This window comes from Halopseudomonas pelagia CL-AP6 (assembly GCF_000410875.1).
Taxonomy (GTDB): Bacteria; Pseudomonadota; Gammaproteobacteria; order Pseudomonadales; family Pseudomonadaceae; genus Halopseudomonas; species Halopseudomonas pelagia.
The window spans coordinates 263,424-277,258 of sequence record NZ_AROI01000003.1 but is presented as its reverse complement, the minus strand read 5'-3'; the positions used below and the strand labels follow the sequence as shown (position 1 = coordinate 277,258).

The following is a 13,835-nucleotide window of genomic DNA, read 5'->3' as shown; positions in this document are numbered from 1 at the left end:
GCTCAGTGGCTTTCCAGACGTTGGCGAGTAGCGGGGACAATGTCATTCTCCGGATCGGCTTTCAGGGACTTGTCCCAGATTTTTCGGGCTTCCCTGTGTTTGCCTTGGGCCCAGAGAACTTCTCCCAGGTGTGCGGCCACTTCCGGATCGGGATAAGCTGTGTAGGCTTTGCGCAGATACTCTTCGGCAAGTTCAAGATTGCCCAGGCGGTAATGTACCCAACCCAGGCTATCGGTGATCGCCGGGTCGTCGGGGTTAAGCGCGGCGGCCTTCTCAATCAACTGCAAGGCTTCATCCAGACTCTCATTACGATCAGCCAGCGTGTAGCCCAGCGCATTTAGCGCCATGCTGTTCTCCGGTTCGCGCTCAATGATCGTGCGTAAATCGACTTTCAGTTGCTCAGGCTGGCCTACTTTTTCTGCCAGCATGGCGCGGGTGTACAACAGGTTACTGTCAAACTCATAGCGTTGCAGGGCGTCGTTTGCCCGCTGCATCGCCAGGGCCGGGTTGCTCGGTGCGAGCGACTCTATCTCGATCAAATACAGCTGCAAGGCCGCATCTGGCCTGGCTGCGCGGTCGGCTTCCAGGCGCGTGGCGAGCTCGTCGACACGCCCTTGATCAGCCATCAGTTGGCTGATGCGCAAGCGAGAAGTGAGAAAATCACGTTCACCCTGAACGCCCTGCCACGCCTCTAATGCTTTTTCTGGCTGGTCCAGCTGCTGATAGGCGATACCCAGATGGTAGCGCGCCGTATCGTTGTTCGGATCAGCGTCCAGTAAGCGTTCAAAATGCTCAGCTGCGGCGGCAAATTGCTCCCCTTCCAAGTTGATCAGGGCCAGGGACAGCAGCAGATCCAGGTCGTCAGGGTTGTGTTGTGTGAGCAGTGTGAACTGCGCAGCGGCAGCATCCAGCTCACCTTCGGAGACCAGCAGGCGGGCTAGCAGTAGGCGCATGCGGCTGTCGTCCGGACTCTGTCTCAAGCCTTCCTGAAGCAGGCTGATGGCCTCATCAGTTTGGCCGTCGGCAGCGAGTAGGCGGCTGTGCAGCATTAATGCTTGCGGGGCGGAGGCGGCGACCGGGTTACGGTTTAGTAGCACCAGCGCTTCATCCTCACGTTCATCCTGTTGCAATAGCAAGGCATTGGCGAACAGCAACTGAGCGTTCTCCGGGTTGGCTGCCACCAGCCGTTCAATGCTGTGCAACAACGCTTTGCGCGTGTGGCTATCGCTTTGGGCCGCCGCCAGGGCGAGAAAGTCAAAATGGGTTTCGCCCTGCATGGCCAGCACTGTCTGCATCGCCTGCATGGCCTCTTCATGCTGGCCGGCGCGGGCCAGATGCAAGGCAGCAGAGCGGAATGCGTCGGGATTCTGTGGGTCTACGTCGGTCCAGAGCATGGCCATATCCAACGCCGGACGATGGGCGCCTAGAAATTCGGCCACCCGCATGGCTCGCTCGACCACACCGGGGTCACGGGTTTGCTCCGCTTGCAGCAGGTAATTACCCAGCGCCACGTCATATCGATTACGCTGCCCGGCAATTTCCGCCGTCAGCAGGTCATAAAGCGTATCCTTGCGGAAGTTGCCATAGACGACAGGCGCTTCAGCGGCCTTGATCTCTTCGGCCTGACTGGTAGGCGCGGGCTCAGGTGCCGTCGGGCTGGTGCCTGTTGCGGCGCAGCCGGTCAGAATCAGGCCCAGGCCGAGGCTCAGCAACGGGCGTTGGAGGACTGCCTTGATGGGTTGGCTCATGCGTACTCTGGAGTTGTTCGGCGGAGACTTCATCATGACACAGGATCTGTTGCAAACCCACTGGGTCAAGGGAATTGATCGCCACCGGTATACATAGGACAATTGCACGTTATGTGGAGATAAACGGGATACCATGGGCTTCCTCGCGTTCGGGATCAATCACAAGACTGCAGCTGTCGATCTGCGTGAGCGGGTGGCGTTTGCCCCCGAGCAACTGGCTGGTGCGTTGCAGCGGCTGCGTGATGAGACTATGACCCAAGAAGTGGCGATTCTATCCACGTGCAATCGTACTGAAATATATTGCTCGCAGGATCACCCCGACGCCGAGCGCTTACTCGCCTGGTTTGCGGCCTTCCACGGCTTGACGATTGACGAGCTGCGCGGTTGCAGTTACCTGCACAGCGATGCTGGCGCGGTGACGCATATGATGCGCGTCGCTGCCGGGCTGGATTCGATGGTGTTGGGCGAACCGCAAATTCTCGGGCAGATGAAAGATGCCTGGCAGTCGGCGCGCACCGCCGGCACCTTGGGGCCTTATCTGGATCGGCTGTTCCAGAGCACCTTCAACACCGCCAAGCAGGTACGCACCGATACGGCTATAGGCGAGAACCCGGTGTCGGTGGCTTTTGCTGCCGTCAGCCTGTCACGGCAGATATTCAGTGATCTCAAGCGCAGCACTGCGCTGCTTATCGGTGCTGGGGAAACCATTGCGCTAGTCGCCAGGCATTTGTTCGAGCAGGGCGTAGGCAGGATCATTGTGGCCAATCGGACCCTGGAGCGTGCCGAACTGCTCAGCGAGCCGCTGGGCGGCCAGGCGATTTTGCTTAACCAGATCCCGGATTTTCTTGCCCAGTGCGACATCGTCATTAGCTCCACCGCCAGCCCGCTGCCGATTCTGGGTAAGGGTGCGGTTGAGCGTGCGCTGAAGCAGCGTCGGCATAAACCTATGTTTATGGTGGATATCGCCGTGCCGCGGGATATCGAGCCCGAGGTCGGCGGTCTGGCGGATGTCTATTTGTATACCGTTGACGACCTGCACGAGGTGATTGAAGACAACCTGCGCTCACGTCAGGATGCCGCAGAAGCCGCCGAACGGCTGATTGATTTGGGTACTAATGAATTCATGCAGCGCCTGCGCGCCCTGGCAGCGGTGGACGTACTGCGGCGCTATCGGCTCAAAGCTGAAAGCCTGCGCGATCAAGAGCTGGCCAAGGCCCAGGCGCGCCTGGAACGCGGTGCTGACGCTTCAGTGGTGATGGCCGAAATGGCCCGTGCGCTGACCAACAAACTGCTGCACGATCCCAGTGTGCAGCTGAAACAGATGAGCGCCGAGGGCCGTGCCGAGGCCCTGGCGCTGGCCCAGGAGCTGTTTGCCCTGGACGATGTGACTACCACGCAAGGCAAACCATGAAGGCATCTTTATTAAATCGGCTGGATATCATGCAGGAGCGCTTCGAGGAACTCTCGGCGCAGCTCAGCGATGCCGAAGTGATCAGCGATCAGACCCGTTTTCGCGCCTATTCCAAGGAATATGCCGATCTGGACGCGACCATCCAGTGTTATATCGGTTGGCAGAAGGTACAGGCTGATCTGCTCGAAGCACGCAGCCTGCTCAAGGACAGCGATCCGGACGTGCGCGAGATGGCCGAGGAAGATGCCGCCGACTGCGCTTCGCGCCTGGAAGCAATCGAAGAACGGCTGAATTTTCTGTTGCTGCCCAAAGATCCCAACGACGAGCGCAACGTGTTTCTCGAAGTGCGCGCCGGGACCGGCGGTGACGAGGCGGCCATTTTCGCCGGTGATTTGTTCCGCATGTACAGTAAATACGCCGAGCGGCAGGGCTGGCGTATTGAGATACTCTCGGAGAATACCGGTGAGCATGGCGGCTATAAAGAAGTCATCGCCCGGGTGGAGGGGCAGGGCGTGTATGCCCGTTTGAAATTCGAGTCCGGTGCCCATCGCGTACAGCGCGTGCCCGAGACTGAATCCCAGGGCCGTATTCATACCTCGGCCTGTACTGTGGCTATCATGCCCGAGGCTGACGAGCAGGCGCAGATCGAAATCAACGCCGGGGACTTGCGCGTCGATACCTATCGCTCCTCAGGCGCAGGCGGTCAGCACGTGAACAAAACCGACTCGGCTATTCGCTTGACGCATTTGCCCACCGGTATTGTTGTCGAGTGCCAGGAAGAGCGCTCTCAGCACAAGAACCGGGCCAAGGCCATGAGCTTGCTGCAGGCCAGGCTGGATAACCGCCAGCGCGAGGCGCAGGAAAAGGAAATGTCTGATACGCGACGCTCGTTGGTCGGCTCGGGTGACCGCTCCGAACGCATTCGCACCTATAACTTCCCGCAGGGACGCCTTACCGATCACCGCATCAACCTGACCCTTTATAGCCTCGATGACGTAGTGCAGGGCAATCTGGATCAGGTGATCGAGCCGCTGCTGCGTGAGTACCAGGCAGACCAATTGGCTTCGCTGGAACAGGTCTAATGGCCTGCATTGCCGACGTGCTGGCGCAGGTAGCGTTGCCGGGTTCGACGACGCCGGATCTGGATGCGCAGTTGCTGTTGGCCAAGGTATTGGGCAAGTCGCAAAGCTATCTGCGAACCTGGCCGGAGCGTGAGCTGGATGCTGACCAGCTTGCGGCTTACGAATTGCTGATGGCGCGTCGGCGCGAAGGCGAGCCTGTGGCTTATCTGCTGGGCCAGCAGGGCTTCTGGAGTCTGGATTTACACGTCAGCCCGGCTACCTTGATACCCCGTGCCGATACCGAGCGGCTAGTCGAGCTGGCGCTGGAGCTGGGGCCTGCCGGCCATGCGCGGGTGCTGGATCTGGGTACTGGTACCGGTGCTATTGCCCTGGCGCTGGCCAGTGAACGCGCTGACTGGCAGATACTCGGCTGCGACAGCATAGCGCAAGCAGTGGAGTTGGCTGAACGCAATCGGCTGGCGCATCAGTTGGTTAATGCCCGCTTTGTGCAAAGCGACTGGTTTACTGCACTGACCGCAGAGGCTTTTGATCTGATTGTCAGCAACCCGCCTTATATCGCTACCGCAGACCCGCATTTGCAGCAAGGCGATGTCCGATTCGAGCCGGCCAGTGCGCTGGTCAGCGGTGTCGACGGGCTCGATGCCATCAGGCATATCGTCGATCAGGCGCCAGACTATTTGCAGCGCAAGGGTTGGCTGTTGATTGAGCACGGTTGGGACCAAGCTGCTGCGGTGCGCGAGCTGCTGCGGCAGCGCGAATTTGCTGCGGTGCAGTCCTGGCAGGATTTGGTTGGGCACCAGCGAGTCAGTGGAGGGCAATGGTGTGGATGATGAACAGCTGCTGCGTTACAGCCGGCAAATTCTGTTGCCGCAGATTGACATCGATGGCCAGCAACGGTTGCTCGACAGCCAGGTATTGATTGTCGGTCTGGGTGGCCTTGGTGCGCCGGTGGCTTTGTATCTGGCTGCTGCGGGGGTCGGGACCCTGGTGCTCGCGGATCACGATCAGGTCGACCTGACCAACCTGCAACGGCAGATCATTCATCATACTACCGATATCGGCCGGCCCAAGGTTGAGTCTGCATCTGAGCATCTGTTGGCGCTTAACCCGCAGATCCAGATTCGCCGCTTGCAGCAGGCGCTGGCCGATACGGCGCTGCATGACGCGGTCGCTGCGGTGGATCTGGTGCTCGATTGTTCGGACAATTTCTCCACCCGGCAGGCGGTCAACGCCGCCTGCGTAGCCCTGGGCAAGCCCCTGGTGTCCGGTGCCGCCATTCGGCTGGAGGGGCAGCTGAGCGTGTTTGATCCGCGCAACCCCGAGAGCCCCTGCTATCAATGCCTGTACGGAACCGGCGGCGAAGACGCGCTGAGCTGCAGTGAGGCGGGCGTGATCGGTCCGCTGGTGGGTCTTGTGGGTAGCCTGCAGGCGCTGGAAGCCTTGAAGCTATTGGCTGGTTTCGGCGAGCCGTTGGTGGGGCGTTTGCTGTTGATCGATGCGCTGAGCAGTCGTTTTCGTGAGATGCGCATTCGGCGCGACAGCGCCTGCGCCTGCTGTGGAGCTCGTCCGTGAATGCGGCCCCAGTAGGTGTATTCGATTCCGGCGTTGGCGGCTTATCGGTATTGCACGAAATTCGGCGACAATTGCCCAATGAATCGCTGGTATACGTCGCCGACAGCGGCTACGTTCCCTACGGAGAGAAAAGCCCCGAGCAAATACGTCAGCGCAGCCGGGCGATCGCCGGCTTTCTGCTTGGGCAGGGCGCCAAGGCCCTAGTCGTCGCCTGTAACACCGCCACCGCCGCGGCGGTAAATGATCTGCGCAGCCTTTATGACCTGCCGATCATCGGCATGGAGCCAGCGGTCAAGCCCGCGGCACAGGCGACGCGCAGCGGCATCGTTGGCGTGCTCGCGACCACCGGGACCTTGCAAAGTGCCAAGTTTGCCGCGTTGTTGGACCGCTTCGCTGGTTCGGTAAAGGTGATAACCCAACCCTGCCCTGGACTGGTTGAGCTGATCGAGCAAGGCGAGTTGCAAGGTCCACGGATCGAAGCCTTGTTGCGCGGTTTTACCGCACCTTTGCTGGCTGCTGGCTGCGATACGCTGATCCTGGGCTGCACTCATTACCCTTTTGTTCGGCAGGTTTTGCAACACTTGCTCCCGCCAGAGGTCAATCTAGTCGATACCGGTGCCGCCGTGGCCAGGTATTTGCAGGACAGGTTGGTGGAAGCCAATCTGCTCGCCGCCGGTCCAGCCGCAGTCGAGCGATTCTGGACCAGTGGCGATGTTAAGCTGATGCACAAGGTGTTGCCGGTGCTATGGGGGCGTGATGCCAACGTGGAATGGTTGCCGGTTTAAATTCGACCAAGCTTTGAGCATGAAGTCTTGGTCACTTTTGCCAAACGTCTCTTTAGGAATGGATAGATGAAGAAAAGCAGTCTTTGGGTAATGGCCGGCCTCAGCGCCGCGCTGCTGACACAGCCGGCATTTGCCGATCGCGGTTTTACCTTGGAACTGGGCCAGAGCTCGGAGTCCGAACTAACCTACCGAGCGGGTCTGGAATTCGACTTTGGGAAACCTATTTGGCAGAGTGATACTGGAGCGGTAGTGCTGGACGGATACTGGGATGCGGGTTTGACCTATTGGGATGGTATTGACGCGTTCAGCGCCTCTCTGGCTCCGATGTTTCAGTTTAATTTCCCCCGCGCCATGAATGATGTGACCCCTTTTGTCGAGGCGGGTATCGGCGCAGCGCTGTTCTCGAAGACCGATTTGGCTCACGGCGCTGACATTGGCTCGGCTTTTCAGTTTGAGGATCGTATCGGCCTGGGTATGCGTTTTGCTTCTGGCTCTGAGCTGGGCGTGCGCTACTACCATTACTCCAACGCCAGCCTCAAACAGCCCAATCAAGGTATCAACAAGACAGCGCTTTACTACCGGGTCAACTTCTAAGTTTGCCAAGCTGATTTCCGCCCGGCCAGCCGTTGATATTGCTGTGCCGAGGTGGGGCTCTTGCGGGAGATTACCGCCGCTTAGCGATTGTTCTGCACCTGCTGGCGTAGCCGAAGTTGCTCGCGATACAGATGCGAGAAGCCGTGCAATAGCGGGTAGATGACCGCCCAGCACAGTGCCAGGATAATCAAGCTGGTCTGGGTGCCGAGTGGCAATCCGACATCCGCCAGGCTTGCGCCGGCGAAGTATGAGAGCGGCCCGGCGATAGCGCCCAATAGGCAGGCGCGCCACACGGGTTTGGCACTCCAGGCCAAGCAATGATTCAGTGTGGTGCCCAGCATTGCCCAGAGCAGTACCAGCCACAAGGGTGCCAACAGTGGGTCACCAGAGAAGCTGAAAACCCCCATCTGCAGCAGAAACGAATCCACTGCAGTGCCTGCCAGCATGACGCTGACCACCAGTTTACCTTCCGCCGCCCAGGAGCTGATCCAGGTGAAGTGAATAATGAGCGCTGCTAGCGGAATCAGCAACCAGCCGCTGGTACCGCCCAGTACGCAGGCAAACCAGCCAGCCTGGAACAGCAGTGCATTGGCGATCAACTTCACGGGCATATATCAGGCTCCCAGATTGTACAGGTCGAGCTCCGGCCGGGCGTCGGGCTTGCTCAGTAGTATCTGCGCTGTGCCGATCGAGCGCTCCAGAAAGCCACCCTCGCAGTAACACAGGTAGAATTCCCAGAGCCGGAAGAAGTAGTCATCATACCCCAGCTGCTCAAGGTGACTGCGCGCGGTTTTTAGATTCTCGTGCCAGAAGCGCAGGGTGCGGGCGTAGTGGCTGCCGATGTCTTCCAGGTGCAGCATGGACAGATCCGTGTGCTTGCGAGTCAGTTCACCAATCAGGCTGACCGAGGGCAGTGAGCCGCCGGGAAAGATATAGCGCTGGATAAAATCGACGCTGCGTCGAGCTTGATCGTAGCGCTGATCGCGTATGGTGATCGCCTGCAGTAGCATCATGCCGTGGGGCTTGAGCAATTTAGCGCAGGTTTCGAAATAGGTACGGAAGTACTCATGGCCGACCGCCTCGACCATTTCGATCGAGACCAGCTTGTCGTACTCGCCGGTTAGCTCGCGGTAATCTTTAAGCAGCAGGGTGACCCGGTCCTGCAGTCCCAGCTCCTCGACCTTGGCGCTGGCATAAGCCAATTGCTCTTTCGACAGGGTCGTGGTCGTCACGCGACAGCCATAATGCTGAGCCGCATAGATGGCCATAGTGCCCCAGCCGGTACCGATCTCCAGCAAGTGGTCGTCCGCGCTCAGCTCGAGTTTACGGCAGATGCGTTGCAGTTTGTTGAGTTGAGCCTGTTCCAGATTGTCGCCCTGCGGCGGGAAGACCGCGGCGGAGTACATCATGGTCGGGTCGAGAAAGTTCTCGAACAACTCGTTACCCAGATCATAGTGAGCCTGAATGTTGCGCCGTGAACCGCTTAGCGTATTGCGATTGAACCGCTGCAGGGCTTTGAGCGCGGGCAGGCCTAGCCGGGCAACGCCTCTCTCCATCGCGTCAAGCACCTCCAGATTGCGCACGAATATCTTGCTCACGGCGGTCAGGTCGGGCGTAGTCCAAAAGCGATGAATGTAGGCTTCCCCCGAGCCGATGCTGCCGTTGGTGGCAATCATCGGGTATGCCGCATGGCTGTGCATATGGATCTCGGCATGCAGACCATCCACGTCAGGTTGGCCGAAATGCATGATTTCGCCCTGATCATGCACAGTGATGGTGCCGCGTTGGATGGCCTTGAGCTGCTTGAGAACCAGCGTGCGGCTCAGGCGCACCAGCCAGCTGCGCCGGGTCTTGTCTTCCTCGTTGAGGTTGCGGGTATTGCCCAGTAGTGCCCGGGTACGTTCACCGACATCGGGGCTGATGGGGTCACAACAGCTGGCGGTTGACTCACATCGGCTATTTTTCATCGGACTGCTCCTTTACCTGAGTCGCTGAGGCTGCCGCCGTCCGTGTGGAGGGCGCGCGATGATCGAAAATGGGAATCCGCTTGAAGGCCAGACGCACCGCCTGCCAGTAAATCCCCAGTACGGTTTTGCTGACCATGAAGGGGAAGGACAATGCTTCGCGGCGCAGCAACGCGGCGCTGAGCGGCTGACGTGAGAGTGTCAGAGTGGCGTCGAACAGCCGTGTCTCGTGTTGCCAGTCTTCCATGTGCACCATCAGCGTTTCGGCTGGCTGATTGAAGCGCATGCGATAGGTCAGTTCCTGGGGCAGAAAAGGCGATACATGGAAGGCTTTGTCCAGCTCGAAATACTGCAGCGGCTGCGCCGGATTGGTTGCCATGACGTAGCAGAAACGCTCGCGCCACGGTGTGTTGGAGACTTCGGCGATAATCGCCTGCAGTTGGTCTTGGCAGTCGTGGCAATAAAAAAACGAGACGGGGTTGAACAGCATGCCGAAGCTGCGAACCTGCGTCAGCAGTCGAACCGGTCCGTCAAGCTGCTTGCCTAGGTGCTCGCTAACCAGGCGCCGCGCGGCATCACTCAGTGTTTCACCGGCAGCACGCTGGTTTTTGAGGTAATCACGTTCGCGAAAGCACATGGGTGACCACCAGCGCCCTGACCATAGCCCGCTGATCGAAAATACGCGCTGTTGCTCGCTAAGGTCTAGCCAAAGCAGGCTGATCCGGTAGCGGAAATGGTGCTCCTGCGGGGCGTGTCGCCGGTGGCGAATTACCCCGGTGTAGAGCGCGCTGTGCAGGGACATTACAAGGTCTCCCCTAAGGCTTCGGTTACCCGCAGTGCACTCATTACACCGTCTTCATGGAAACCATTGGCCCAGTAAGCACCGCAGAAATAGCTGTGGTTGGCGCCGAGCAATTCTTGCCAGCGCGCTTGTGCGGCAGCCGCCACCAGGCTGAACTGCGGGTGCGCATAGCTGAACTGGCCGAGTATTTTCGTCGGGTCAATGGCCGCGGTCTGATTAAGGCTGACGCAGAAGGTGGTGTCGGAGTCGATGCCTTGCAGGATGTTCATGTTGTAAGTCACGGCTGCGGCGCGTTGCTGCGTGCTGTTGGGCGTAGCGTCGAGGCGGTAATTCCAGCTGGCCCAGGCCAGCTTGCGGCGGGGCAGCAGGCGGGTATCGGTATGCAGCACCACGTCGTTATCGGCATAGCCGATGGCGCCGAGAATGGACTGCTCTGCTGCGGTTGGCTGGGCCAGCAGACGCAGCGCTTGACCGCTATGGCAGGCGAAAATGATCTTGTCGAAGCGTTCTTCCCCTCTCGGGCTGATCAGGCTGACGCCGTGCTTATCGCGAATGACGCTCTGCACGCGGCAATTAAGCCGGATCGCATCCTTGAACGGGGCTATTAGTGGCTCGATATAAGAGCGCGAACCACCGCTGATAACCCGCCACTGCGGCCGGTCGCTGACCGACAACAAACCATGATTCTTGAAAAAGCGAACGAAGAACGCGAGTGGAAACGCCAGCATATCGGCCAGTGACATTGACCAGATGGCGGCGCCCATCGGGATGATGTAATGGTTGATAAAGCGCTGCCCGTAACCTTTGGCCTTTAGGTAGTCGCCCAAGGTGGTTTCGGCGTGAATGCGGCCCGACTCCAGGTCGTCTAATGCCTCACGGTTGAAGCGCAGAATATCGCGGACCATGCCGATAAAGCCGGGCGAGAACAGGTTGCTACGCTGGGCAAACAGGCTGTTGATGCTGTGCCCGTTGTACTCCAATCCCGTGACGGGCTGGTTAACCGAGAAGCTCATTTCAGTTTCGTTCGATGCAACGCCCAACTGATCCATCAAACGAATAAAGTTCGGATAGGTCCAGTCGTTGAAGACGATAAAACCGGTGTCTATCGCGTAGCCCTTGCCATCGACTTCGACATCCACCGTATGGGTGTGCCCGCCGATCCAGTCTGCCGCTTCGAACACGGTAACTTCGTGCTGGCGGGATAGCAGACGGGCACTGACCAGTCCGGAAATACCGGAACCAACGACGGCGATACGCATTATGAGGCTTCCTTGTTTGAGGTCGGACGTGCCATGCCCTTGGTCAGCGCGAAACGCAGCCAATTGGGCAAGCGGCCCATTAGCTTGAGCACGGCAATGAAGGGGCCGGGGAAGCTGATTTCCCGCTTGCCCTGGTGCATGCCTTTGATAATGATGGCGGCGGCTTCGTCGCTACTGACCTGCATTGGCATGGGGAAGTCATTGGCTGCGGTTAGTGGTGTTTCCACAAAGCCGGGGCTGACCAGGGTCACGCCGATATTCCACTGGGCCAGGTCCAGTTCAAGTGACTGGAACAGATAGCGGATCGCCGCTTTGGAAGCACCGTAGGCAGCCGCGCGAGGCAGCGGACAGAAAGTCACGCTGCTACCAACCCCGACCAGGCGCGGCTGGATGCCTTTGCGTAGCAGGGGTAGAGCAGCTTCGATGCACTGCACTGTGCCCTGGACGTTAGCCTGCATGACGCGCTGAAACATTGCCGATTCGAAATTGGCGACGTCGACGTATTCACAGGTGCCGGCATTCAGGATTGCCCAGTCGAGTGCGCCCCAGGCCTGGGTGATCCGTTGTCCGACCTGTTGCACTGCCTCGACATCGGTCATGTCCACGGGCAATACCAATATCTGTCCGGGAAAGCGCTCGGCTAGTGCCTGAAGCGGCTCCGCGCGGCGTGCGCTAACCGCTAACAGATGACCCTTGGCGGCCAACTGCGCGGCAATGGCTTGGCCAATGCCGCTAGAGGCGCCCGTCAGCCAGATCCTTTTTTGTACGCTCATGCCAGTCTTCCTTTCAGCCAGTGGATGATTGGGCCCAGCACAGGAATATGCTCATAGAGCAGGGCGCCGGCATCGTAATAATCGATATGTCGAGATACGCGCTGATCGTGAAAAAAGAGGCAGCTGCAGCCTTCCACTTTTATTTCCCGGCCCTTGTTCAGGCGCGGGTGGCAAAAGGTCATGGTCCAGCGCAGCAGGGCCTGGCCCTCGCGCACGGTGTCGCATTGATGGAAATCAAAGCCGATATGCGTCACGTTGGCGTACATCTGTTCAAAGTATTCACGCATGGCATCCAGGCCGCGTACGTCGTGCAGCGGATCGGTGAAATGGATGTCAGCGGCATAAATGTCTGCCAAACGATCAAGGTTGTGCTTGTCCAGCTGGGCAAAGGTTTTGGCGAAAAACAGCGGAAAATCATGAGTCATGTTGTTCTCCCTGGCGCTTGAACACCTGCAGTGCACGTCTGCGGCTTTGACCCAGATCGACAATCGGAGCCGGATAAGTCGCTGTGGCAAATAAATCGGCTACGGGAGGTTGGTGAATCTGCTTGATGGAGAGGTGGCTGATCTCCGGCACCCAGGTGCGAATGAAGTCGCCCTGCGGGTCGAATTTGCGCGCCTGGGTAACCGCGTTGAATATGCGGAAGTAGGGTGCTGAATCGGTGCCGGTCGAAGCGCTCCATTGCCAGCCACCGTTATTGGCCGCCAGGTCGCCGTCGATCAGGTGCTGCATAAACCAGCGCTCGCCATGCTGCCAGTCGATCAACAGATTCTTGGTCAGGAACATGGCGGTCAGCATGCGCAGGCGGTTGTGCATCCAGCCGGTGGACAGCAGTTGGCGCATTGCCGCGTCAATGATCGGGATGCCTGTGCGCCCCTGCTGCCAAGCCGCCAACGATTGGGAATCATCTCTCCAGGGGATATGCTGCATATCCGGGCGAAAGGCACGGTGCTTTGACACACGGGGGTAACAGACCAGTATGTGCTTGTAGAACTCGCGCCACAGCAACTCGTTGACCCAGGTAACGGCACCCGGATTGCCCGAGTCGAATTCACCTTGGTTCGCGGCTAGCGCAGCATGCAGGCACTGACGCGGGGAGAGTACGCCTGAGACAAGATACGCCGAGAGGCGGCTGGTGCCGTCGATATCAGGGCGGTCGCGGGCGCTGTCATAGTCGGCCATGATCTGCTCGGCGAATAGCGCCAAGCGTTCGTTGGCTGCCGCTTCACCGGCCGGCCAAAGCGACTGTTGTTGGCTGCTGGCAGGCTGGTAACCAGCGATCTGCTCCGGCACCGCATCGGCCTGGATACCGGTAGCGGATTGTTCTTTCGGCGCGGGCAGGCAAGTGGGTAACCCGTTGTGCAGCCGTCGGTAAGCTTGTTTGCGGAATTGGCTGTAAACCTTGAACATGCTGCCGGACTGGGTCAGAAGACTGCCGGGTTTGAACAGAATCAGATCGGTAAAACGCTGGCAGGTCAGACCCTGTGCGCTAAAGGCGTCGGCTACTGCGTCATCACGTTGTTGTTCGTGCGCGCCATATTCGTTATTGAAAAACAGTGCCTGAGCATTCAACTCGGTTGCCAGATCCTGCAACTGCTGCGCTGCGGTTGCCCAGTTCTCGCCGTTAAGTACTCGTAGCGGAATGTTCAGGGCCTTGAGTTGCTCGCCGAGTTGCTGCAGATTGCGCCGCCAGAAGTCGACTTTTACCGGTGCGTCATCATGCTCCAGCCAGGTGCTCGGGGTCAGCAAGCAAACCACCACTACCGGACCGCTTTGGCTGGCATGCCAGAGAGCGTGGTTGTCATGCAGGCGCAGATCGTTGCGCAGCCAGCATAGTTGTATTGC

Annotated in this window: 14 protein-coding genes; 6 read left to right on the top strand and 8 right to left on the bottom strand. The window is 58.9% G+C overall.

What is annotated here, in order from left to right:
• Nucleotides 1–2: 2 nt before the first annotated feature.
• Entirely contained in the window at nucleotides 3–1,748 is a 1,746-nt protein-coding gene (locus tag K787_RS0102645; RefSeq protein ID WP_022961238.1) for a tetratricopeptide repeat protein, read from the bottom strand.
• A gap of 133 nt (nucleotides 1,749–1,881) precedes the next feature.
• On the opposite strand from K787_RS0102645, the gene hemA reads away from it, so the two are divergent.
• From hemA to K787_RS0102615, 6 genes are all read left to right on the top strand, one after another.
• The gene (gene hemA, locus K787_RS0102640; protein WP_022961237.1) at nucleotides 1,882–3,159 is read left to right on the top strand and encodes a glutamyl-tRNA reductase; all 1,278 of its coding nucleotides are present in this window, start codon (nucleotides 1,882–1,884) and stop codon (nucleotides 3,157–3,159) included.
• A complete protein-coding gene (prfA, locus tag K787_RS0102635; protein WP_022961236.1) occupies nucleotides 3,156–4,241 on the top strand; it encodes a peptide chain release factor 1 in 1,086 nt (361 codons plus the stop codon). Before hemA ends, prfA begins: the two co-directional genes overlap by 4 nt.
• The gene (gene prmC, locus K787_RS0102630) at nucleotides 4,241–5,071 is read left to right on the top strand and encodes a peptide chain release factor N(5)-glutamine methyltransferase (RefSeq protein ID WP_022961235.1); all 831 of its coding nucleotides are present in this window, start codon (nucleotides 4,241–4,243) and stop codon (nucleotides 5,069–5,071) included. The genes prfA and prmC overlap by 1 nt, the downstream gene beginning before the upstream one ends.
• On the top strand, nucleotides 5,064–5,813 hold the full coding sequence (locus K787_RS0102625) for a molybdopterin-synthase adenylyltransferase MoeB (protein WP_040640754.1): 750 nt from the start codon (nucleotides 5,064–5,066) through the stop codon (nucleotides 5,811–5,813). The genes prmC and K787_RS0102625 overlap by 8 nt, the downstream gene beginning before the upstream one ends.
• Complete coding sequence (gene murI, locus K787_RS0102620; protein WP_022961233.1) at nucleotides 5,810–6,598, top strand: glutamate racemase; 789 nt, start codon at nucleotides 5,810–5,812, stop codon at nucleotides 6,596–6,598. Before K787_RS0102625 ends, murI begins: the two co-directional genes overlap by 4 nt.
• Before the next feature lie 66 nt (nucleotides 6,599–6,664).
• Complete coding sequence (locus tag K787_RS0102615) at nucleotides 6,665–7,192, top strand: acyloxyacyl hydrolase (protein WP_022961232.1); 528 nt, start codon at nucleotides 6,665–6,667, stop codon at nucleotides 7,190–7,192.
• 80 nt (nucleotides 7,193–7,272) lie between these two features.
• Here K787_RS0102615 and K787_RS0102610 read toward each other — a convergent pair whose 3' ends face one another.
• Genes K787_RS0102610 through phrB form a run of 7 tightly spaced genes read right to left on the bottom strand, consistent with a single transcriptional unit; the run spans nucleotide 7,273 to nucleotide 13,832 of the window.
• The gene (locus tag K787_RS0102610) at nucleotides 7,273–7,803 is read right to left on the bottom strand and encodes a DUF2878 domain-containing protein (protein ID WP_022961231.1); all 531 of its coding nucleotides are present in this window, start codon (nucleotides 7,801–7,803) and stop codon (nucleotides 7,273–7,275) included.
• Nucleotides 7,804–7,806: 3 nt separating this feature from the next.
• Nucleotides 7,807–9,159, bottom strand: a complete 1,353-nt coding sequence (locus K787_RS0102605) for an SAM-dependent methyltransferase (protein ID WP_022961230.1) — start codon at nucleotides 9,157–9,159, stop codon at nucleotides 7,807–7,809.
• The gene (locus K787_RS0102600) at nucleotides 9,149–9,952 is read right to left on the bottom strand and encodes a DUF1365 domain-containing protein (RefSeq protein WP_028614520.1); all 804 of its coding nucleotides are present in this window, start codon (nucleotides 9,950–9,952) and stop codon (nucleotides 9,149–9,151) included. Before K787_RS0102600 ends, K787_RS0102605 begins: the two co-directional genes overlap by 11 nt.
• Before the next feature lie 5 nt (nucleotides 9,953–9,957).
• Complete coding sequence (locus K787_RS0102595) at nucleotides 9,958–11,217, bottom strand: NAD(P)/FAD-dependent oxidoreductase (protein ID WP_022961228.1); 1,260 nt, start codon at nucleotides 11,215–11,217, stop codon at nucleotides 9,958–9,960.
• Nucleotides 11,217–11,990 (bottom strand): SDR family NAD(P)-dependent oxidoreductase, encoded by a 774-nt coding sequence (locus K787_RS0102590; RefSeq protein ID WP_022961227.1) that lies wholly within the window; start codon nucleotides 11,988–11,990, stop codon nucleotides 11,217–11,219. Before K787_RS0102590 ends, K787_RS0102595 begins: the two co-directional genes overlap by 1 nt.
• Nucleotides 11,987–12,415, bottom strand: coding sequence for a nuclear transport factor 2 family protein (locus tag K787_RS0102585; RefSeq protein WP_022961226.1), 429 nt, complete (start codon nucleotides 12,413–12,415; stop codon nucleotides 11,987–11,989). Before K787_RS0102585 ends, K787_RS0102590 begins: the two co-directional genes overlap by 4 nt.
• A complete protein-coding gene (gene phrB, locus K787_RS0102580; RefSeq protein WP_028614519.1) occupies nucleotides 12,405–13,832 on the bottom strand; it encodes a deoxyribodipyrimidine photo-lyase in 1,428 nt (475 codons plus the stop codon). Before phrB ends, K787_RS0102585 begins: the two co-directional genes overlap by 11 nt.
• Nucleotides 13,833–13,835: the final 3 nt, after the last annotated feature.